The sequence below is a fragment of the Streptomyces sclerotialus genome, assembly GCF_040907265.1.
GTDB lineage: Bacteria > Actinomycetota > Actinomycetes > Streptomycetales > Streptomycetaceae > Streptomyces > Streptomyces sclerotialus.
The window spans coordinates 2,427,631-2,448,809 of record NZ_JBFOHP010000002.1 but is presented as its reverse complement, the minus strand read 5'-3'; the positions used below and the strand labels follow the sequence as shown (position 1 = coordinate 2,448,809).

Here is a 21,179-nt window from a genome sequence, read left to right as displayed (position 1 = left end):
TTCGCGTCAGACCTTCGGGTCGACCTCGCGGAGCAGACCCGTCTCCACGTCGAACACGAAGCCGCGGACATCGTCCGTGTGAGGCAGGAAGGGCGACGTACGGACGCGCTGCATCGACTGGCGTACGTCGGCATCCACGTCCTTGAAGGATTCCACCGCCCAGTTCGGCCGCTCGCCGACCTCGTCGGCCAGTTCGTTGCGGAAGTCCTCGGTCAGGGTCTGCATGCCGCAGCCCGTGTGGTGGATGAGCACGACCGAGCGGGTGCCCAGCGCGCGCTGGCTGATGGTCAGTGAGCGGATGACGTCGTCGGTGATCACACCGCCCGCGTTGCGGAGGGTGTGCAGGTCGCCGACCTTGAGGCCGAGCGCCTCGGGGAGGTTGAGGCGGGCGTCCATGCAGGTCACGACGGTGACCTTCTGTGCCGGGCGGGCGTCCATGCCGGAGTCGGCGAAGGTCGTGGCATACCGGGCGTTGGCCTCGACGATGCGATCGGTGACGGAGCCTCCGGAAGGGGCGGCTGCGTTGTCATCGGACGGGGACGGTGCCTGCGACTCGGATATCGACATAGCCATAAAAGTAATGGCTGTGGCGGCGGAGCGCCGCATGTGAGGGCGGGCATAGTGGGTCAACGAGCCAGCTTGTGAGGTAACCCACAGGGATGGCCGGCCTTCCCCCGTACGAGTGAAAACCGTGTTCCACAACCCCCGGACGACGGGGTTCCGCAGGCCTCCGGCGACCGCTTCAGGACGCGCGCGACCAGTTGGTTGACCGAAGGGATGAGTGGACTAAAGTGACGCGAAGTGGGAGGCGTGAGACTCTCCTTGGATCCCGAATCCCGCGCGCGGGGAACCGCACGTGCGGTTCGGTCTCCTCCCGCTCCACCGGCCATCCGACGTCACTTCCCCGTCGGCGGACGGCCGCTTCCCCTTCAGAGCGGGCGGGGACCAAACAGTACGTGCGGCCTCCGTCGGCCAACGGCAGGTGGGCACCTTCCCCGAGGGGGCGGTATCCGCCGCCCTCCTCATCGGAAGGCGCATGAACAGCAGCAACACCCGTCACGTCCCCGTCATGCTCCAGCGCTGCCTGGACATGCTCGCCCCGGCGCTCGCCGAGCCCGGTGCGGTCGTCGTCGACTGCACGCTCGGACTGGGGGGACACAGCGAGGCGCTGCTGTCGACGTTCCCCTCGGCGCGCCTGATCGGCCTGGACCGCGACCCGTCGGCCCTGAAGCTCGCGGGGGAGCGGCTGGCCCCCTTCGGGGACCGCGCGACCCTCGTGCACGCCGTCTACGACGAGCTGCCGGACGTCCTGGCGCGGCTGTCCGTGCCGCGCGTGCAGGGAGTCCTGTTCGACCTGGGCGTCTCCTCGATGCAGCTCGACGAGGCCGACCGCGGCTTCGCGTACGCCCAGGACGCGCCGCTGGACATGCGGATGGACCAGACGACCGGCATGAGTGCCGCCGAGGTCCTCAACACGTACGCACCGGGGGAGCTGGTCCGGATCCTGCGGTCCTACGGCGAGGAGAAGCAGGCCAAGCGGATCGTCTCGGCGATCGTGCGGGAGCGCGAGAAGGAGCCGTTCACGAACAGCGCGCGGCTGGTCGAGCTGATCCGGGACGCGCTGCCGCAGGCCGCCAAGCGCACGGGCGGCAACCCCGCCAAGCGGACGTTCCAGGCGCTGCGCATCGAGGTCAACGGCGAGCTGTCGGTGCTCGAACGCGCCGTGCCGAACGCGGTGAAGGCGCTCGCCGTCGGCGGCCGGATCGCCGTCCTGTCGTACCACTCGCTCGAAGACCGGCTGGTCAAGCAGGTGTTCGCGGCGGGCGCCGCCAACACGGCGCCGCCCGGGCTGCCGGTCGTGCCGGAGCAGTACCAGCCGCGGCTGAAGCTGCTGACCCGGGGCGCCGAGCTGCCCACGGAGGCGGAGATCGAGGAGAACCGCAGGGCGGCGCCCGCCCGGCTGCGCGGTGCCGAACGCATCCGGGAGGACAACGCGTGACCGGACCCGGGCGGCTTCGCGGTACGGGGGGCGGGCGGCTGGCCGCCCTGGTGCCCTCCGGTACGAGCACGGCGGCGCGTACGCCGTTCGTGCTGCTGGTCGTGGTGCTGCTCGGGTCCGGTCTGATCACCCTGCTGCTGCTGAACTCGGCCCTCAACCAGGGCTCCTTCGAGCTGAGCAGGCTGGAGAAGCAGACCACGGAACTGACGGACGAACAGCAGGCCCTCCAGCAGGAGGTGGACGGCTACTCGGCGCCCGGCTCCCTGGAGAAGCGGGCCCGCGGCCTCGGCATGGTGCCCGGCGGCAACCCGGCCTTCCTGAACCCGGACGGCACGGTGCGCGGCGTGCCCGGCGTGGCCACGGGACAGCCGTCGCCGATGGGAGCCCGGCAGAGCCTCCCGCCGGCCCTCTCCGGGACGCCCACGGCGTCGGGCACGCCCTCGGGGGCACCGTCCGGCAAGCCGTCCGCGACCCCGTCCGGCAGGCCGTCCGGCACGGCTTCCCCGTCGCCCTCCCCGACGGTCTCCGGCGGGTGACCCGGTGACGCAGGACGCCGCGCCCGCAGACCGGACGGAGACGGAGGGGGAGCAGTGAGCGAACCGAGGGACCCCAGGGACCCCGAGAACCGGCGGGACCCGCGGGCCAGCCGCGGCCCCGCCCGGCCGGGCGGCGCGGCCCCACGCCGGGTCCCGCGCCCCGCACAGGGCGGCACGCCGGGCCGCGGCGAGCGCCGCCAGGCCGACGGCCGCCCCGCCGACGGGCGCGCGGCCGGTGACCGCCGGAGCGTCCCCCGTCCGGCCGACCGGCGCCCCTCGGCGGCCAAGCGTCCCTCGGACGCCCGGCGCGACCCGAAGCGCGCCCCGGCCGCCGACCGTTCCGCCGACCGGCGCCCCGCCCCGGAGAAGCGCTCCGCCCCAGGGAAGCGCCCCGCGGCACAGAAACGCCCCGCCGCCAAGAAACGCGCTACGGCTCCGCAGCGGCCGCCCCGCCCCCGTGGCGCGGCGCCGGCCGCCATCCGGCTCGGCAGTCCTCGCCCGCGGCTCCGCCTGGTGGCCGTCGCGCTGACGCTGGTCATGCTGGTCTTCGCGGTACGGCTCTTTCAGGTGCAGGCGGTGAACGCCGACGCGTACGCGGCCAAGGCCAACGTCAACCGCTACGTACCGGTGACCCTCGCCGCCGAGCGCGGCAGGATCACCGACCGGGACGGCGTGGACCTGGCCACCACCGTGGACGCGTACGACATCACCGCCGACCCCAGCCTGCTGGCGCCCGACAAGATCAAGATCGACGACGCGCCGCAGAAGGCGGCCGCGCTGCTCGCGCCGATCCTCGGCGAGCCGCAGAAGGAACTGGCCGAAAAGCTCTCCAAGGCCCACTCCCGCTACGTCCTGCTCTCGCGCCGTCAGAGCCCCCAGGTCTGGAAGCAGATCAAGGACCTGCGGAGCGCGCTGGACGCCAAGGCGCAGGCCGCGCCCAAGAGCCACCCGCGGCCCAACGTCCTGCTCGGCATCTTCGCCGACGAGCACAGCAAGCGGGTCTACCCGAACAAGGAGCTGGCCTCCGGGGTGCTCGGCTTCACGAACTCCGACGGCAAGGGCGCGGGCGGCCTGGAGGCGAGCCTGGACAAGAAGCTGGCGGGCAAGGACGGCAAGCTCGTCTACGCCCAGTCCGGCGGCCGGCGGGTGCCCACGGCCGACACCCAGGAGCACCCCGCCGTGCCCGGTACGGACGTCGAACTGACCCTGGACCGGGACATCCAGTGGGCGGCGCAGCAGGCCATCACCGAGCAGGTCGCGAAGTCCGAGGCCGACCGCGGCTACGTCGTCGTGCAGGACACGAGGACCGGGGAGATCCTGGCGCTGGCCAACGCTCCCGCCTTCGACCCGAACGACATCTCCCGCGCCGACGCCGACGCCCTCGGCAACGCCGCGCTGAGCGATGCTTTCGAGCCAGGTTCGACCAGCAAGCTGATGTCGCTGGCGGCCGTGCTGGAGGAGGGCGCGGCGACCCCGTCCACGCACGTCACCGTCCCGAACCGGCTGCACCGCGGCGACCGGCTCTTCGCCGACGACATCGACCACCCGACCTGGCACCTCACGCTCAACGGGGTGCTCGCCAAGTCCAGCAACATCGGCACCATCCTGTCGGTCGAACAGCTGGGCAGGACCCAGCGCGAGGCGAACCAGGTGCTCCACTCGTATCTGCGGAAGTTCGGCATCGGGCAGCCGACCGGGCTGAACTTCCCCGGCGAGACCTCGGGCATCCTGGCGAAGCCGGAGGACTGGAGCACCTCGCAGCAGTACACGATTCCCTTCGGGCAGGGCCTCTCGCTCAACGCCGTGCAGGCCGCGTCCGTGTACTCCACCATCGCCAACGGCGGTGAGCGCATCGCGCCCACGCTCGTACGCGGCACCAAGGGCCCCGACGGCCGGTACGCCGCCGCGCCCAAGCCGAAGAAGACCCGCGTGGTGAGTCCGAAGACCGCGAAGACGCTCGCCCGGATGCTCGAATCGGTGGTCGACGACCAGGAGGGCACCGGCACCGCGGCGAAGATCCCGGGCTACCGGGTCGGCGGCAAGACCGGCACCTCCAACCGGGTGGATCCGAAGACCGGCCGCTATCACGGGTACACGGCCTCCTTCGCGGGCTTCGCGCCCGCCGACAAGCCCCGCATCACCGTCTACTGCGCCGTACAGAATCCGACCAAGGGCAGCTACTTCGGCGGCCAGGTCTGCGGCCCGATCTACAAGCAGGTCATGCAGTTCGCGCTGAAGTCGCTCCAGGTGCCGCCCACCGGTGCCGAGGCACCACGACTCCCGGTCAGCTTCAAGCCGGGCGAATGAGGTGATTCGTGATGACCATCACTCCCGACGCGGGGAACCGCCCACGGCCGCGTCCCTCGCTTCGCCCCGAGGCCCATGGGCCCGGTACGCTCACCGCCGTGTCACATGCTGATCAGTCCCCCAATGCCCAGCAGGACGGCCCCGGCAAACATCCCGGCCCGCCCCGCCCCGAGCACGTACGTCCGGTCCCCCTGGCGGATCTGGCACACCAGCTGGGCACGGCCGTGCCGGCGGCGGAAGCCTCGGTCACCGGCATCACGCACGATTCCCGCGCGGTACGCCCCGGCGACATCTACGCCGCGCTGCCCGGTGCCCGCTTCCACGGCGCCGACTTCGCCGCGCAGGCCGCCGAACTGGGCGCCACGGCGATCCTGGCCGACCCGGCCGGCACCGAGCGGGCCGCCGCGACGGGGCTGCCGGTGCTCACGGTCGACGACCCGCGGGCCCGGATGGGTGCGCTGGCCGTGTCGATCTACGGCGACCCGGGGGCCGAACTGCTGCAGATCGGCATCACCGGCACGTCGGGCAAGACGACCACCGCGTACCTGATCGACGGCGGCCTGCGCGCCGCCGCCGAGAAGTCCGGCGGCGGTCTCACCGGTCTGATCGGCACCGTCGAGTCCCGCATCGGCGACGAGCGGCTGAAGTCCGAACGGACCACGCCCGAAGCCACCGACCTGCAGGCGCTCTTCGCGGTGATGCGCGAACGCGGCGTCCGGTCGGTCGCCATGGAGGTCTCCAGCCACGCCCTCGTACTCGGCCGGGTCGACGGCTGCGTGTTCGACGTGGCGGTCTTCAACAACCTCAGCCCGGAACACATGGAGTTCCACACGGGCATGGAGGACTACTTCCAGGCCAAGGCGCAGCTGTTCACCAAGGCCCGGTCCCGGCTCGGCGTGGTGAACTTCGACGACGAGTACGGCCGCCGGCTCATCGAGGGCGAGTCCGAGGTGCCGGTCACCTCGTTCTCCGCCGAGGGCCACCCGGACGCCGACTGGCGCGCCGCCGACGTCGTGGTCGGCACGCTGGGCTCGACGTTCACCGTGCACGGCCCGGACGGCGTGACCGTACAGGCCGCGTCCCCGATCCCCGGCCCGTTCAACGTCTCCAACGCGCTGGCCGCCGTCGTGGCCCTCGTGGTGGCCGGCATCGACCCGCAGACCGCCGCCGACGGCGTGGCCGCCGTGCCCGGCGTGCCCGGCCGTCTGGAGCGGGTGGACGCGGGTCAGGGCTACCTCGCGGTGGTCGACTACGCGCACAAGACGGACGCTGTCGAATCGGTCCTGCGCGCGCTGCGCAAGGTCACCGAAGGCAAGATCCACGCGGTGCTGGGCTGCGGCGGCGACCGCGACCGCACCAAGCGCATGCCGATGGGCGCCGCGATCGCCCGGCTCGCCGACACCGCGGTCCTCACCAGCGACAACCCACGCGGTGAGGACCCCCTCGCCATCCTCGCCACCATGCTCGCGGGCGCCGCCGACGTGCCGTCCCACGAGCGCGGCACGGTCCTGGTCGAGGAGGACCGGGCCGCCGCCATCGCCGCAGCGGTCGCCCGCGCGGAGCCCGGCGACACCGTCATCGTCGCCGGGAAGGGCCACGAGCAGGGCCAGGACATCGCCGGAGTGGTACGCCCCTTCGACGACCGCCAGGTGCTGCGCGAGGCCATCGAGAGCTCACTGAAGTCGCAGCAGCACCACGATCACCAGGGATGACACACCGCCATGCGCGCACAACCCCCATCTCGGCATCTCCAGCCCCCGGCCGGAGGTGACCTGTGATCTCCCTGTCCCTCGCCGAGATCGCCGGCATCGTCGGCGGGCGGCAGCACGACATACCGGATGGCTCGGTCCAGGTCACCGGGCCGGTCGTGATCGACTCGCGGGCCGTGACCGACGGCGCGCTGTTCGCCGCGTTCGCCGGTGAGCGGGTCGACGGACACGACTTCGCGGCCACGGCGGTGGAGTCCGGCGCGGCGGCCGTGCTGGCCGCCCGCCCCGTCGGCGTGCCCGCGATCGTCGTCGACGACGTCGTGGCGGCGCTCGGCGCGCTGGCACGTGAGGTCGTCCGGCGGCTGGGTGTGGACGTCGTCGCCCTCACGGGGTCGGCGGGCAAGACCAGCACCAAGGACCTCATCGCGCAGCTGCTGCAGCGCAGCGGCCCGACGGTGTGGCCCGAAGGCAACCTGAACAACGAGATCGGCCTGCCGCTGACCGCGCTGCGGGCCGAGAACGGCACCCGGCACCTCGTCCTGGAGATGGGTGCCCGCGGTGTCGGCCACATCCGCTACCTCACAGAGCTGACCCCGCCGCGCATCGGGCTCGTCCTGAACGTCGGCAGTGCGCACATCGGCGAGTTCGGCGGCCGCGAGAAGATCGCCGAAGCCAAGGGCGAGCTGGTCGAGTCGCTGCCCGAAGCGGACGAGGGCGGCATCGCGATCCTCAACGCCGACGATGTGTACGTACGCGCCATGGCCTCACGTACCAAGGCCCGTACGGTCTTCTTCGGCGAGTCCCCCGAAGCCGACATCCGTGCCGAGAACGTCCGGCTCACCGACGACGGTCGCCCCGCCTTCACGCTTCACACACCCTCCGGGTGCAGCGACGTGATCCTGCGGCTGTACGGTGAGCACCACGTGTCGAACGCGCTCGCCGCGGCCGCCGTCGCCCATGTGTCGGGCATGCCCGCAGACGAGATCGCGTCCGCGCTCTCCGAGGCAGGCACGCTCTCCCGCTGGCGTATGGAGGTCACCGAGCGCACGGACGGCGTGACGGTCGTCAACGACGCCTACAACGCGAACCCCGAGTCCATGCGGGCTGCGCTGCGCGCACTCGTGGCGATGGGCAAGGGGCGGCGTACGTGGGCGGTGCTCGGTCAGATGGCCGAGCTCGGCGAGGAGTCACTCGCCGAGCACGACGCTGTCGGGCGGCTCGCCGTCCGGCTCAACGTCAGCAAGCTCGTGGCAGTAGGGGGGCGGGAAGCCGCCTGGCTGCAAATGGGCGCTTATAACGAGGGTTCGTGGGGTGAGGAGTCGGTGCACGTGTCCGACGCGCGGGCAGCGGTCGACCTGCTGCGCAGTGAACTGCAGCCGGGAGACGTGGTGCTGGTGAAGGCGTCCAGGTCGGAGGGGCTGGAGCGGGTCGCGTCCGCATTGCTGGACGAGGGCGACGCTGCTGAGGGCGGGGCCGTCGCCCGATGAACACGATGAAGCAGATCCTCTTCTCCGGAATGATCGGGCTCTTCCTGACCCTGATCGGCACCCCGCTGCTGATCAAGCTGCTGGCCCGCAAGGGGTACGGGCAGTTCATCCGCGACGACGGACCGCGGGACCACCACAGCAAGCGCGGTACGCCCACCATGGGCGGCATCGCCTTCATCCTGGCCACGATCATCGCGTACGCGCTGACCAAGGTGATCACGAGCAGCGACCCCACCTTCTCCGGTGTGCTGGTGCTGTTCCTGATGGCCGGCATGGGCCTGGTGGGCTTCCTCGACGACTACATCAAGATCGTCAAGCAGCGGTCGCTGGGCCTGCGGGCCAAGGCCAAGATGGCGGGCCAGCTGATCGTCGGCATCGCCTTCGCCGTGCTGTCCCTGCAGTTCGCCGACCTGCGGGGACAGACGCCGGCCTCGGACCGGCTCTCCTTCACCCAGGACTTCGGCTGGCAGATCGGCCCCGTGATCTTCGTGATCTGGGCGCTGTTCATGATCCTGGCGATGTCCAACGGCGTGAACCTCACCGACGGCCTGGACGGCCTGGCCACCGGCGCCTCGGTGATGGTCTTCGGCGCGTACACCTTCATCGGCATCTGGCAGTACCAGGAGTCCTGCGCCAACCAGATCACCGCGGGCCCCGGCTGCTACGAGGTACGTGACCCGCTCGACCTCGCGGTCGTGGCCTCCGCCCTGATGGGTGCCTGCTTCGGCTTCCTGTGGTGGAACACCTCGCCCGCCAAGATCTTCATGGGGGACACCGGCTCGCTCGCCCTCGGCGGCGCGCTCGCGGGCCTCGCGATCTGCTCCCGCACGGAGCTGCTGCTGGCCATCCTCGGCGGCCTCTTCGTCCTGATCACCATGTCCGTGGTCATCCAGGTCGGCTCCTTCCGGCTCACCGGCAAGCGGGTCTTCCGGATGGCACCACTCCAGCACCACTTCGAACTGAAGGGGTGGTCCGAAGTCCTTGTGGTGGTCCGGTTCTGGATCATCCAGGGCATGTGCGTGATCGTCGGCCTCGGCATCTTCTACGGCGGCTGGCAGGCGGCCAAGTGACCGGGCAGGAGTTCGCCGGACAGCGGATCACCGTCGCCGGCCTGGGCGTGAGCGGCATCAGCGCCGCACGCGCCCTGGCCGGGCTCGGCGCCCACGTCACCGTCGTGGACGGCGGCGACGGCGAGAAGCAGCAGGCCACCGCGGCGGAGCTGCGGACCGCGGGGATCGAGGTACGCCTCGGTGACGGTGAGACGCTGCCCGAGGGCACCGACCTCGTCGTCACCTCCCCGGGCTGGAAGCCCACCAGCCCGCTCTTCGCGGCCGCCGCCGAGGCGGGCGTGGACGTCATCGGGGACGTGGAGGTCGCCTGGCGGCTCCGCGGCCCCGGCGCCGCCCCCTGGCTCGGTATCACCGGCACCAACGGCAAGACGACCACCACGCAGATGCTGGCGTCGATCCTGGCCGCCGAGGGGCTGCGGACCGCGGCCGTCGGCAACATCGGCACTCCGATCGTCGACGTGGTGCTCCACGGCGAGTACGACGTGCTCGCCGTCGAGCTCTCCAGCTACCAGCTGCACTGGGCGCCCTCGCTGCGCGCCCACTCCGCCGCCGTGCTGAACCTGGCACCCGACCACCTCGACTGGCACGGCTCCATGGAGGCGTACGCCGCCGACAAGGGCCGGATCTACGAGGGCAACACGGTCGCCTGCGTCTACAACGTCGCCGACAAGGCCACCGAGGACCTGGTCCGGGAGGCCGACGTCGAGGAGGGCTGCCGGGCGATCGGCTTCACCCTCGGCACGCCGGGCCCCGGCCAGGTGGGTGTCGTCGAGGGCATCCTCGTCGACCGCGCGTTCGTCGAGAACCGGCAGAAGCAGGCCCAGGAGCTGGCCGAGGTCACCGATGTGAACCCGCCCGCGCCGCACAACATCGCCAACGCGCTCGCCGCGGCGGCGCTCGCACGCGCGTTCGGTGTCCGGCCCGCCTCCGTCCGCGACGGCCTGCGCAGCTTCCACCCCGACGCACACCGCATCCAGCACGTCGCGGACGTCGACGGCGTCGCCTACGTGGACGACTCCAAGGCCACCAACACCCACGCCACCGAGGCGTCGTTGGCGGCCTACGAGCACATCGTGTGGATCGCCGGCGGGCTCGCCAAGGGAGCGACCTTCGACGAGCTGGTGCAGAAGTCCGCCGAGCGGCTGCGCGGCGCCGTCCTCATCGGCCGGGACCGTGCGCTGATCCGCGAAGCGCTGGCGCGACACGCCCCGGATGTGCCCGTCGTCGACCTCGACCGGACCGACACTGGGGCGATGTCCGAGGCGGTACGGGAGGCCCAGCGGCTGGCCCGGCCGGGCGATACGGTCCTGCTGGCACCGGCCTGCGCCTCGATGGACATGTACCTGAACTACAACAAGCGGGGCGACGCCTTCGCCGACGCGGTCCGCGAGCTGGCCGCGCGGGACCAGTAGAACCGTACGTCCCCGCCCGTGCCGTGGACGTACGGCGCAGCGCATCTGTGGAGGGGACGAGGATGACGGCCCGACCGGCGAAGGAGGCACCGCCGCGCCCGGCGCGGCGGACGCCGCCGGTTTCCCGGGTGTCCGGGCCCGGCGGTCCGCTGGGCCTTTACACCCGGCTCAAGCGGGCCTGGGACCGGCCGCTGACGGCGTACTACCTCGTCCTCGGCGGCAGCCTGCTGATCACGGTGCTCGGCCTGGTCATGGTCTACTCCGCCTCGGAGATCAAGGCCCTGCAGTCCGGGCTGGCACCGACGTACTTCTTCCGCAAACAGCTGCTCGCTGCGGTGCTCGGCGGCGGCCTGATGGTGCTGGCGACCAAGCTCCCCATCCGTGCGCACCGTGCGCTGGCCTACCCGCTGCTGGCCGGCTCCGTGTTCCTGATGTGCCTGGTCCAGGTGCCCGGGATAGGGGTCGCGGTCAACGGCAACCAGAACTGGATCTCGCTGGGCGGTCCCTTCCAGCTCCAGCCCAGCGAGTTCGGCAAGCTCGCGCTGGTCCTGTGGGGCGCCGACCTGCTCGCCCGCAAGCAGGAGCGGCGGCTGCTGACGCAGTGGAAGCATCTGCTCGTACCGCTGATTCCGGCCGCCTTCCTGCTCCTCGGGCTCATCATGCTCGGCGGCGACATGGGCACCGCGATCATTCTCACGGCGATCCTTTTCGGACTGCTCTGGCTCGCGGGAGCGCCCACCCGGCTCTTCGTCGGGGTGCTGGCGGCGGCCGGCGCGATCGGGGCGCTGCTCATCAAGACGAGCGCCAACCGGATGTCCCGGCTCGCGTGCATCGGCGCGACCGACCCGGGCCCGGGCGACCAGTGCTGGCAGGCCGTGCACGGGATATACGCTCTCGCGTCCGGCGGATTCTTCGGATCCGGTCTCGGCGCGAGTATGGAAAAATGGGGTGAACTCCCTGAACCGCACACCGACTTCATCTTCGCCATCACCGGGGAGGAACTGGGACTGGCGGGGACGCTGTCGGTGCTCGCCCTGTTCGCGGCTCTAGGCTATGCGGGTATCCGCGTGGCCGGACGCACGGAGGATCCCTTCGTACGGTACGCCGCGGGTGGCGTGACCACCTGGATCACGGCCCAGGCCGTGGTCAACATCGGTGCGGTGCTCGGCCTGCTGCCGATCGCCGGTGTCCCGCTCCCGCTGTTCTCCTACGGAGGCTCCGCCCTGCTGCCGACGATGTTCGCCGTCGGACTCCTGATCGCCTTCGCGCGTGACGAGCCCGCGGCGCGGGCGGCGCTGGCCATGCGGCAGCCGGTATTCGCGAGAATGCCGGCTGGGGTGAGACGGAAGACGATGAGACGGCGCGTCAAGAAGCGGCCGTCCGGAGAGCGGTGAATTTCGGTGCATGTCGTACTCGCCGGTGGGGGGACCGCCGGCCACATCGAGCCCGCGCTCGCCCTCGCGGATGCCCTGCGCAGGCAGGACCCGACCGTGGGGATCACGGCACTGGGCACGGAACGCGGACTGGAGACCCGGCTGGTACCGGAGCGCGGCTACGAACTGGGGCTGATCCCGGCCGTTCCGCTGCCGCGCAAGCCCACCCCCGAGCTGATCACCGTCCCCGGGCGGCTGCGCGGCACCATCAAGGCCGCCGAGCAGATCCTGGAGCGCACGAAGGCCGACTGCGTCGTCGGCTTCGGCGGCTACGTCGCACTGCCCGGCTACCTCGCCGCCAAGCGGCTGGGCGTGCCGATCGTCGTGCACGAGGCCAACGCCCGGCCCGGCCTGGCCAACAAGATCGGCTCGCGGTACGCCAAGTTCGTCGCCGTCTCCACCCCGGACAGCAAGCTGCGCGAGGCCCGCTACGTCGGCATCCCGCTGCGCCGTTCGATCGCGACCCTGGACCGCGCGGCCGTCCGCCCCGAGGCGCGGGCCGCCTTCGGCCTGGACCCGAACCTGCCCACGCTGCTGGTATCCGGCGGCTCGCAGGGCGCCCGCCGGCTGAACGAGGTCATCCAGGCCGCCGTGCCGAGCTTCCAGCGCGCCGGCATCCAGGTGCTGCACGCGGTCGGCCCGAAGAACGAACTGCCGCAGATCGACAACATGCCCGGGATGCCGCCGTACATCCCGGTACCGTACGTGGACCGGATGGACCTCGCGTACGCCGCGGCCGACATGATGCTCTGCCGCGCGGGCGCGATGACCGTCGCGGAACTGTCCGCCGTCGGGCTGCCCGCCGCGTACGTGCCGCTGCCCATCGGCAACGGCGAGCAGCGGCTGAACGCCCAGCCGGTGGTCAACGCCGGCGGCGGCCTGCTGGTCGACGACGCGCAGCTGTCCCCCGAGTGGGTGCAGAGCAACGTCCTGCCGGTGCTCTCGGACCCGCACCGGCTGTACGAGATGTCCCGCGCGGCCGCCGAATTCGGCCGCAGAGACGCCGACGAACTCCTCGTCGGCATGGTCTACGAAGCGATCGCCTCCCGCCGCGGCTGAGGCCTTCGCGACAGGCCCCAGGCGGCCGGAAGGAGAGGGAGCGTGGCCGGACCGTCGTCGACCGCCCGACGTGGCGAGCAGCATCGAGCGCCGGCCGGCCCGCCCGCCGATTCCGAGGAGCCGCAGGAGCGGCGCGGCTCCCGGCTCCGGTGGCTGCGGCTGCCGGGGGCGGGGGTGCGCCGTCCCGGTCGGCCGCGGCGCCGCACCCTCATCGCGGGCACGGTGCTCATAGCGCTTCTGGGCGGCTTCGGTACCTGGGCGCTGTACGGCTCGGAGTGGCTCCGCGCCGAGCATGTGCGGGTGCGCGGGACCGACGTCCTGACGGAGCGTGAGGTGCGGGCCGCCGCGGACGTGCCCCTGGGCGCGCCGCTGGCCTCGGTGGACACGGACGGCATCGCTGCGAGGCTGGGTGACCGGCTCCGCCGTATCAAGTCGGTCGAAGTGACGCGCTCCTGGCCGGACACGATCTCCCTCGATGTGGCCGAGAGGCAACCCGTCCTCGTCCTCCAAAAGGGCGGAAAGTTCATTGAAGTGGACGACCGCGGTGTACGTTTCGCCACCGTCGGTGCGGTGCCCCGCGACGTACCCCGGCTGGAAATGGACGCGGCGGATTCGCCGAGCCTGCGCCGTTTCGGTATCCCTGCACTGAACCGCGCGGCGGTGAAGGTCGCCACCGCGCTTCCCGATACGGTCGACAAGGACGTGCGCGTCATCCGCGTACGTTCGTACGACTCGATCACCCTGGAGCTGACCGGCGGACGCCGGGTCGAGTGGGGCAGCGAGGAACACGGCAGGGAAAAGGCCAAGGTACTCGGCGCGCTGCTGAAAGCGGCGCGTGATGCGCACCACTTCGACGTGAGCGTCCCCAGCGCGCCCGCCGCGTCCGGGAGTTGACGTACGTACGCGCAGGCCAGCACCCTGGATGGCTACCACTACGGGTGATCACATAGGGTGAAAAGAAAAACGGGAGGTTCGGCGTGTTCGTTGAACGTGCGCCGCTTGTCGACTTAGTGTCTCGTTCCAAAGAACCCAGGGAACACAGGCACTGGTAACCCTAAACTTCAACGTTAGGGTTCGGGTCGGCAATACGGACCGTCCCATCGGCATCAGTCGTTGCCCGCAGCAGATGTGAGGCACCGACACGTAACTCGAGGCGAGAGGCCTTCGACGTGGCAGCACCGCAGAACTACCTCGCAGTCATCAAGGTCGTCGGCATCGGCGGCGGTGGCGTGAACGCCATCAACCGGATGATCGAGGTCGGGCTCAAGGGCGTCGAGTTCATCGCGATCAACACCGATGCGCAGGCGTTGCTGATGAGCGACGCCGACGTCAAGCTCGACGTCGGCCGTGAGATGACGCGTGGCCTCGGCGCCGGCGCCAACCCCGACGTGGGCCGCAAGGCGGCCGAGGACCACCGCGAGGAGATCGAGGAGGTCCTCAAGGGGGCCGACATGGTCTTCGTGACCGCGGGCGAGGGCGGCGGCACCGGTACGGGCGGCGCGCCCGTGGTCGCCAACATCGCGCGCTCCCTGGGCGCCCTGACGATCGGTGTGGTCACCCGGCCGTTCACCTTCGAGGGCCGCCGTCGCGCCAACCAGGCCGAGGACGGCATTGCGCAGCTGCGCGAAGAGGTCGACACGCTCATCGTCATCCCGAACGACCGGCTGCTGTCCATCTCGGACCGCCAGGTGAGCGTTCTTGACGCGTTCAAGTCCGCCGACCAGGTGCTGCTGTCCGGTGTCCAGGGCATCACCGACCTGATCACCACTCCGGGCCTGATCAACCTCGACTTCGCCGACGTGAAGTCCGTGATGTCCGAGGCCGGCTCGGCCCTCATGGGCATCGGCTCCGCGCGTGGCGACGACCGCGCGGTGGCCGCGGCGGAGATGGCGATCTCCTCGCCGCTGCTGGAGGCGTCCATCGACGGCGCCCGCGGCGTGCTGCTGTCCATCTCCGGCGGCTCCGACCTCGGTCTCTTCGAGATCAACGAGGCGGCCCAGCTGGTCAGCGAGGCGGCCCACCCGGAAGCCAACATCATCTTCGGCGCGGTCATCGACGACGCGCTGGGCGACGAGGTCCGCGTGACGGTCATCGCCGCGGGCTTCGACGGCGGTCAGCCGCCGGCCCGCCGCGAGAACGTGATCAGCTCGTCCTCCTCCGGCAAGCGTGAGGAGCCGGCCGCCCCGGCGAGCCGGCCGGCCGCGCCCCCGGAGCCCCGCCCGGCCTTCGGCGGCCTCGGCTCCGTCCCGGTGCGGGAGGAGGAGCCGGCTCCGGCCGAGCCCGCGCCGGTCAGCGAGGCCCCGGCACCGCCGGTCGCCCCGCAGGTCCCCCCGGCCCGTCCGTACACGGACACCACGGCCGAGGAGCTGGACGTCCCGGACTTCCTGAAGTAGCCGAAGACCCAGCAGTGATAGGACAGCAGCACTCTGTGCTGACGGATGATGCGAGCGGCGCGCGCTTCGCCTTCACCGACCGGTGGGGCGGGGTGAGCGCCGCTCCGTATGCCGAGCTCAATCTCGGCGGTGCCGTGGGCGACGACCCACAGGCGGTACGGACCAATCGTGAGCTGGCGGCCAAGGCCCTCGGGCTGGATCCGGCCGATGTGGTCTGGATGAACCAGGTGCACGGGCGTGACGTGGCGGTCGTGGACGGGCCGTGGCGGGACGGGGCCGACGAGCCCTGTGTCGACGCGGTCGTGACGAGCCGTCGGGGCCTCGCCCTCGCCGTCCTCACCGCCGACTGCACCCCCGTCCTCCTCGCCGACCCGGTCGCCGGGATCGTGGGAGCCGCGCACGCCGGACGTCCCGGCCTGGTCGCCGGTGTCGTGCCGGCCACCGTCGAGGCGATGACCGGGCTGGGGGCCGACCCCGCGCGGATCACCGCCCGTACCGGCCCCGCGGTCTGCGGACGGTGCTACGAAGTGCCGGAGACCATGCGTGCCGAGGTGGCCGCTGTGGTGCCCGAGGCGTACGCGACCACCGGCCGGGGAACCCCGGCGGTCGACGTGGTGGCCGGGGTGGCCGCCCAACTCGCCCGGTACGGCGTGCAGATGCGTGAGCATTCCCACATCTGCACGCTGGAGTCGGCGGACCATTTCTCCTACCGGCGGGACCGCACGACGGGGCGGCTCGCGAGTTATGTATGGCTGGACGGCTGAGCTGTGACGGACCGTAGAACGGAACTGGCCGAGAACCTGGCTCGGGTGGAGGACCGTATCTCCACCGCTTGTGCCAAGGCCGGTCGTAATCGCGACGAAGTGACCCTGATTGTGGTCACAAAGACCTACCCGGCGAGTGATGTCCGTATTCTTTCGGAATTGGGCGTCCGGCACGTCGCCGAGAACCGGGACCAGGACGCGGCGCCCAAGGCGGCTGCATGCTCCGATTTGCCACTTACTTGGCACTTCGTCGGTCAATTGCAGACAAATAAAGTCCGGTCTGTAGCTGGTTACGCCGATATCGTGCAGTCCGTGGACCGGGCCAAGCTCGTCACCGCGCTCTCCAAGGAGGCGGTGCGGGCCGGGCGTGAGCTCGACTGCCTGATCCAGGTGGCACTTGACGCCGAGTCCGACGCACGCGGCGACCGTGGCGGCGTGGGCCCGGACGGGGTCGCGGCGCTGGCCGAAGCGGTGGCGGAGGCCGAAGGGCTCCGGCTGGGCGGGCTGATGACGGTCGCCCCGCTGACCGGCCCGTACGCGGGCCGGGAACGTGCGGCTTTCGACCGGCTGATGGAAATCTCATCCAGCCTGCGCGCGAGTCGTCCTGCTGCGAAAATGGTCTCAGCGGGAATGAGTTCGGATCTCGAGGACGCGGTGGCCGCCGGTGCGACACATGTACGCGTCGGCACTGCGGTACTCGGAGTCCGACCACGGCTCGGGTAACGTCGCGAAGCAAGTCGGACCACAGCACAAAATATGGTCATTACCGTCAAAAGACGGGCAGGCCGAGTGGATCCAAGGCGACCGGTGACGGAGCCGATCCACCACAGAGCGGAGGACGCAGAGAATGGCCGGCGCGATGCGCAAGATGGCGGTCTACCTCGGCCTCGTGGAGGACGATGGGTACGACGGCCGGGGCTTCGACCCCGACGACGACTTCGAGCCCGAACTCGACCCGGAGCCCGAGCCGGAGAGGCGGCAGCAGCACCAGCAGCACCAGCCGCCGCCCACCGAGGCGCGCCCCGAACGGGACGAACCGGTACGAGTCGTCCAGCCGCCGGCGCAGCGCGAGTCTCCGCCATCGGGCACGGAAAACGGACGACCCGCCCGAATCGCCCCCGTGGCATCCATCACACCCGAACGTCCAAATCTGGAGAAGAACGCACCGGTGATCATGCCCAAGGTTGTGTCCGAGCGGGAGCCCTACCGCATCACGACGTTGCACCCCCGGACCTACAACGAGGCCCGTACCATCGGGGAACACTTCCGTGAGGGCACTCCGGTGATCATGAATCTGACGGAGATGGACGACACGGACGCGAAGCGACTTGTCGACTTCGCGGCCGGGTTGGTGTTCGGTTTGCACGGCAGCATCGAGCGGGTGACACAGAAGGTGTTCCTGCTGTCTCCTGCTAACGTCGATGTCACGGCGGAGGACAAGGCCCGTATCGCTGAGGGCGGGTTCTTCAACCAGAGCTGAGACGCAACACCGGGCACACCGGGCCGTAGGGCCACACAGGCAAGGGGAGAGGGAAGCGCGAGATGGGCATCGCACTGCAGGTGATCTATGTCGCGCTGTACTGCTTCCTCATTGTGCTGATCTTCCGGCTGGTGATGGACTACGTCTTCCAGTTCGCCCGTTCATGGCAACCCGGCAAGGCGATGGTGGTCGTACTGGAGGCCACTTACACTGTTACCGATCCGCCACTCAAGCTTCTGCGGCGAGTCATACCGCCGCTGCGTCTCGGGGGCGTGGCGCTCGATCTGTCCTTCTTCGTACTGATGATCATCGTCTACATCCTGATCACCGTCGTGAGCAACGTCGTGAGCAAGTTGTGAACGATACGGTCTTGCCGATTGCCGACGACTACGTTGAGGTGAAGAAGAGATGCCGTTGACCCCCGAGGACGTGCGGAACAAGCAGTTCACGACCGTCCGCCTCCGAGAAGGCTATGACGAGGACGAGGTCGATGCCTTCCTCGATGAGGTCGAAGCCGAACTGACCCGTCTGCTCCGGGAGAACGAGGACCTGCGCGCCAAGCTGGCCGCGGCGACCCGTGCTGCCGCGCAGAACCAGCAGCAGCAGGGGATGCGCAAGCAGCAGCAGGAGCAGGACGGCCCGCCGCAGCAGCAGCGGCCCGGTGCCCCCGTGCCCGCCGCCATATCCGGTCCGCAGCCGGTCCCGCCCGGTCAGCAGCAGGGGATGGGCGGTCCTCCCCAGCTGCCCGGCGGTGCACCGCAGCTGCCCGCAGGTCCCGGTGGCCACGGCCCCGGTCCGCAGGGCCCGCACGGCGGCCAGATGGCTCCCGGCGGTCCCATGGGTGGCCCGATGGGCGGCCCCGGCGGCGGCCCGCAGCTGCCGCAGCCCGGCCAGGGCGGCCCGGGTGGTGACAGCGCCGCTCGCGTGCTGTCGCTGGCACAGCAGACCGCCGACCAGGCGATCGCGGAGGCCCGTTCCGAGGCCAACAAGATCGTCGGCGAGGCGCGCAGCCGTGCCGAGGGCCTGGAGCGGGACGCCCGCGCCAAGGCCGACGCGCTGGAGCGGGACGCGCAGGAGAAGCACCGCGTCGCGATGGGCTCCCTGGAGTCCGCCCGCGCCACGCTGGAGCGCAAGGTCGAGGACCTGCGCGGCTTCGAGCGCGAGTACCGCACGCGTCTGAAGTCGTACCTGGAGAGCCAGCTGCGCCAGCTGGAGAACCAGTCCGACGACTCGCTCGCCCCGCCGCGGACCTCGGCCGCTGCCTCGCTGCCGGCTTCCCCGTCGATGGCGTCGGCCGGTGCCGGTTCCATGGGCGGCGGTTCCAGCCACACCATGGGCGGCAACCAGTCCATGGGCGGTCACGGCGGCTCCAACGGCAGCAACGCCCCGTCGTACGGCAGCCAGCAGCAGATGTCGCCGGCCATGACGCAGCCGATGGCGCCGGTGCGTCCGCAGGGCCAGCAGCAGATGCAGCAGGCCCCCTCGCCGATGCGTGGCTTCCTCATCGACGAGGACGACAACTGAGGCGACCGGCGCTCCGGCGTCACACATAGTCGGCAATCAGGGCCGGGCCCCTGGGGACTTCCCCAGGGGCCCGGCCCTTTTGCGCGCTCGGAAGGGGCCTTTTGGTGTGTTCAGAGGGAGACCCGCGTCCCGGTCTCCGCCGACCGCCGGACCGCGTCGAGCAGCCGGTGCAGCCGCAGCCCGGCGTCGAAGTCCGGGGTCTCCCGGGCGCCGCTCCGCAGGTCCGCGGCGAGCCGGGCGTACTGCCGCGCCACATTGTCCCCTTCGTCCTGGAAGGTGAGGCCGGGCGCGCCGTCCCGGCCGGGTGCGGTGATCTCCTGCCAGGTCCGTTCCCCGGCGCGCGCTGTCCACAGGCGCAGCCCGCCGATCTGCAGGCCCGCCGGGCCGTGCGGTCCGGTCGACACCAGCGCCAGATCGCCCTCGGTGCCGGAGATCTCGATACGGGTGCCGGCGTTGCTCTGCTTCCCGTCGTGGAGGTGCAGGGACAGCGGTGCGCCGCCGGCGAGCGTGGCGTGCAGCAGGAGGTGATCGGGGCTGGTGGCCGTGATCCGCGCCCCGGTCTCGGCGACGACGGCCTCCGGGCGCCGGACGGACAGGGCGGCCGAGAGGGTGTCGAGGTCGCCGAGCAGGTGACGGAGGGCGTCGAGGGTGTGCCCGCCGGCCACCTCCAGCGTTCCGGCGCCGTTGTCGCGGTCGAGGGTGTAGGCGCCCCAGGCCGGTACCCGGTTCCCGGCCCCCTTGCCGCGGGTCGCGTGCACCGTGGCCGAGACGACCCGCCCGATGCGCCCCTCCGCGAGCAGCTGCCGGGCATGGCGCAGCTCGGGGGAGTACCTGGCCTGCAGCCCGACCACATGGTGGACACCGGCCGCCGCTGCCTCCGCCGCCAGTTCCCCGGCCTCGGCGGTCGTACGGGCCAGTGGCCATTCGCAGTACACGTGCTTGCCGGCGGCCAGCGCCGCGCGGACCGGTCCGGCGTGCGCGGGCACCTTGACGGTGACGGCCACCAGGTCGACGTCGGGATGCCGGGCGAGCTCCCCGGCGTCGGTGAAGGCGTGGGCGGCGCCGAACTCCCGCGCGGCAGCCCGGGCGCTCTCGGTGCGGGTGGTGGCGACCGCGGTGATCTCGTAGTCCGGCAGTGCCCGGAGCGCGGGTACGTGGGCGCGGGCGGCCCAGCTCCGGTCGGGGTTCGCGCCGATGATCCCCACGCGGATCTTTTCCGTATTCATGCACACCACTCCCCGAAAGTAAGCGGACAGATCTTGTCCGTTTATTCAGAGTACTCAACCGGACAGATTTTGTCCGCTTGTTGCTAGGATCCGGCCCATGAACAGTCCGGGTACGGCAGTCGACCGCCTGCTGGTGGACGCTTCGGGGAACCGGCCGCGGGCCGACGCCCGGCGTAACGTCGAACGCCTGGTGGCCGCGGCCCGTACGGCGGTGGCCGAGGTGGGCGTCGACGTCTCCGCGCACGACATCGCCCGCCGGGCCGGGGTGGGTGTCGGCACCTTCTACCGCCGGGTGCCCTCGCGCGAGGCGCTGCTGGAAGCGGTGCTCGAAGAGGTGCTCGCCGAGGTCATGGCGCTGGCCGACCGGGCGCTGGCCGACCCGGACCCCTGGCGCGGGTTCGCGGCGTTCGCCGCCGCGTACGTAGGGCTGCGCACCGAGAGCTGCGGGATCGGGGAGGCGCTCGGCGGGGCGTGCGGCGAGGTCTTCGAGCGGACCCTGGCCGACCTCAGGGGGCGGGTGCGCGCTCTGGTGGGGCGCGCCCAGGAAGCCGGTGTCCTGCGGACCGATGTGGCCTGGCAGGACGTGCCGTTCCTGTTGGCGGCCGTGGCGACGGCGGACCGTACGGTCGGGCTGGCCGCGGGGGAGCGGCAGTGGGAACGCCATCTCCAGGTGGTGCTCGACGGACTGCGTACTCCGCACCCGAGCCCCTTGCCCGGCACGCCGCCGGCCTGAGACGCCGAGGTCCCCGGTACGGGTGTACCGGGGACCTCGTCACTCCG

At 71.1% G+C, this 21,179-nt stretch carries 19 protein-coding genes; 17 read left to right on the top strand and 2 right to left on the bottom strand.

Annotated features, from left to right (window positions below; all coding sequences use genetic code 11):
* Window positions 1-6: 6 nt before the first annotated feature.
* Window positions 7-567, bottom strand: a complete 561-nt coding sequence (locus AAC944_RS10885; protein ID WP_030616739.1) for a beta-class carbonic anhydrase — start codon at window positions 565-567, stop codon at window positions 7-9.
* A gap of 469 nt (window positions 568-1,036) precedes the next feature.
* Here AAC944_RS10885 and rsmH point away from each other — a divergent pair, with 469 nt between their 5' ends.
* The 16 genes from rsmH (at window position 1,037) to AAC944_RS10805 (ending at window position 19,173) form a co-directional block, all read left to right on the top strand.
* The gene (gene rsmH / locus AAC944_RS10880) at window positions 1,037-1,999 is read left to right on the top strand and encodes a 16S rRNA (cytosine(1402)-N(4))-methyltransferase RsmH (protein WP_030616743.1); all 963 of its coding nucleotides are present in this window, start codon (window positions 1,037-1,039) and stop codon (window positions 1,997-1,999) included.
* Window positions 1,996-2,535, top strand: coding sequence for a cell division protein FtsL (ftsL, locus tag AAC944_RS10875; RefSeq protein WP_030616746.1), 540 nt, complete (start codon window positions 1,996-1,998; stop codon window positions 2,533-2,535). The genes rsmH and ftsL overlap by 4 nt, the downstream gene beginning before the upstream one ends.
* Before the next feature lie 54 nt (window positions 2,536-2,589).
* Complete coding sequence (locus AAC944_RS10870; RefSeq protein ID WP_078888638.1) at window positions 2,590-4,842, top strand: peptidoglycan D,D-transpeptidase FtsI family protein; 2,253 nt, start codon at window positions 2,590-2,592, stop codon at window positions 4,840-4,842.
* An 8-nt stretch (window positions 4,843-4,850) separates the two neighbouring features.
* The gene (locus AAC944_RS10865; RefSeq protein ID WP_030616753.1) at window positions 4,851-6,554 is read left to right on the top strand and encodes a UDP-N-acetylmuramoyl-L-alanyl-D-glutamate--2,6-diaminopimelate ligase; all 1,704 of its coding nucleotides are present in this window, start codon (window positions 4,851-4,853) and stop codon (window positions 6,552-6,554) included.
* Between the two features lie 62 nt (window positions 6,555-6,616).
* Complete coding sequence (locus AAC944_RS10860; RefSeq protein WP_030616756.1) at window positions 6,617-8,038, top strand: UDP-N-acetylmuramoyl-tripeptide--D-alanyl-D-alanine ligase; 1,422 nt, start codon at window positions 6,617-6,619, stop codon at window positions 8,036-8,038.
* Window positions 8,039-8,043: 5 nt separating this feature from the next.
* Window positions 8,044-9,108, top strand: a complete 1,065-nt coding sequence (gene mraY, locus AAC944_RS10855; protein ID WP_030616760.1) for a phospho-N-acetylmuramoyl-pentapeptide-transferase — start codon at window positions 8,044-8,046, stop codon at window positions 9,106-9,108.
* Window positions 9,105-10,520 carry a UDP-N-acetylmuramoyl-L-alanine--D-glutamate ligase gene (gene murD, locus AAC944_RS10850; protein WP_030616763.1) on the top strand — a complete coding sequence of 472 codons (1,416 nt, stop codon included), beginning with the start codon at window positions 9,105-9,107 and terminating at the stop codon, window positions 10,518-10,520. Before mraY ends, murD begins: the two co-directional genes overlap by 4 nt.
* Window positions 10,521-10,582: 62 nt before the next feature.
* On the top strand, window positions 10,583-11,914 hold the full coding sequence (gene ftsW / locus AAC944_RS10845) for a putative lipid II flippase FtsW (RefSeq protein WP_030616765.1): 1,332 nt from the start codon (window positions 10,583-10,585) through the stop codon (window positions 11,912-11,914).
* A gap of 6 nt (window positions 11,915-11,920) precedes the next feature.
* A complete protein-coding gene (gene murG, locus AAC944_RS10840) occupies window positions 11,921-13,012 on the top strand; it encodes an undecaprenyldiphospho-muramoylpentapeptide beta-N-acetylglucosaminyltransferase (RefSeq protein ID WP_030616768.1) in 1,092 nt (363 codons plus the stop codon).
* A gap of 42 nt (window positions 13,013-13,054) precedes the next feature.
* The gene (locus AAC944_RS10835) at window positions 13,055-13,906 is read left to right on the top strand and encodes a cell division protein FtsQ/DivIB (RefSeq protein WP_030616771.1); all 852 of its coding nucleotides are present in this window, start codon (window positions 13,055-13,057) and stop codon (window positions 13,904-13,906) included.
* A 275-nt stretch (window positions 13,907-14,181) separates the two neighbouring features.
* Window positions 14,182-15,405 carry a cell division protein FtsZ gene (gene ftsZ / locus AAC944_RS10830; protein WP_030616773.1) on the top strand — a complete coding sequence of 408 codons (1,224 nt, stop codon included), beginning with the start codon at window positions 14,182-14,184 and terminating at the stop codon, window positions 15,403-15,405.
* Between the two features lie 14 nt (window positions 15,406-15,419).
* Complete coding sequence (gene pgeF, locus AAC944_RS10825) at window positions 15,420-16,169, top strand: peptidoglycan editing factor PgeF (protein ID WP_030616777.1); 750 nt, start codon at window positions 15,420-15,422, stop codon at window positions 16,167-16,169.
* A gap of 3 nt (window positions 16,170-16,172) precedes the next feature.
* On the top strand, window positions 16,173-16,892 hold the full coding sequence (locus AAC944_RS10820; protein WP_030616780.1) for a YggS family pyridoxal phosphate-dependent enzyme: 720 nt from the start codon (window positions 16,173-16,175) through the stop codon (window positions 16,890-16,892).
* Between the two features lie 124 nt (window positions 16,893-17,016).
* Window positions 17,017-17,649 (top strand): cell division protein SepF, encoded by a 633-nt coding sequence (locus AAC944_RS10815; RefSeq protein WP_030616783.1) that lies wholly within the window; start codon window positions 17,017-17,019, stop codon window positions 17,647-17,649.
* Between the two features lie 62 nt (window positions 17,650-17,711).
* Window positions 17,712-18,008: a YggT family protein gene (locus tag AAC944_RS10810; protein ID WP_030616786.1), complete on the top strand. Its 297-nt coding sequence runs from the start codon at window positions 17,712-17,714 to the stop codon at window positions 18,006-18,008.
* Window positions 18,009-18,057: 49 nt separating this feature from the next.
* Window positions 18,058-19,173 (top strand): DivIVA domain-containing protein, encoded by a 1,116-nt coding sequence (locus tag AAC944_RS10805; protein WP_030616789.1) that lies wholly within the window; start codon window positions 18,058-18,060, stop codon window positions 19,171-19,173.
* A 110-nt stretch (window positions 19,174-19,283) separates the two neighbouring features.
* Here AAC944_RS10805 and AAC944_RS10800 read toward each other — a convergent pair whose 3' ends face one another.
* Window positions 19,284-20,399 carry a Gfo/Idh/MocA family protein gene (locus tag AAC944_RS10800; RefSeq protein ID WP_030616792.1) on the bottom strand — a complete coding sequence of 372 codons (1,116 nt, stop codon included), beginning with the start codon at window positions 20,397-20,399 and terminating at the stop codon, window positions 19,284-19,286.
* A 97-nt stretch (window positions 20,400-20,496) separates the two neighbouring features.
* Here AAC944_RS10800 and AAC944_RS10795 point away from each other — a divergent pair, with 97 nt between their 5' ends.
* Window positions 20,497-21,132 carry a TetR/AcrR family transcriptional regulator gene (locus tag AAC944_RS10795; RefSeq protein WP_051871889.1) on the top strand — a complete coding sequence of 212 codons (636 nt, stop codon included), beginning with the start codon at window positions 20,497-20,499 and terminating at the stop codon, window positions 21,130-21,132.
* The last annotated feature ends 47 nt before the right edge of the window (window positions 21,133-21,179 follow it).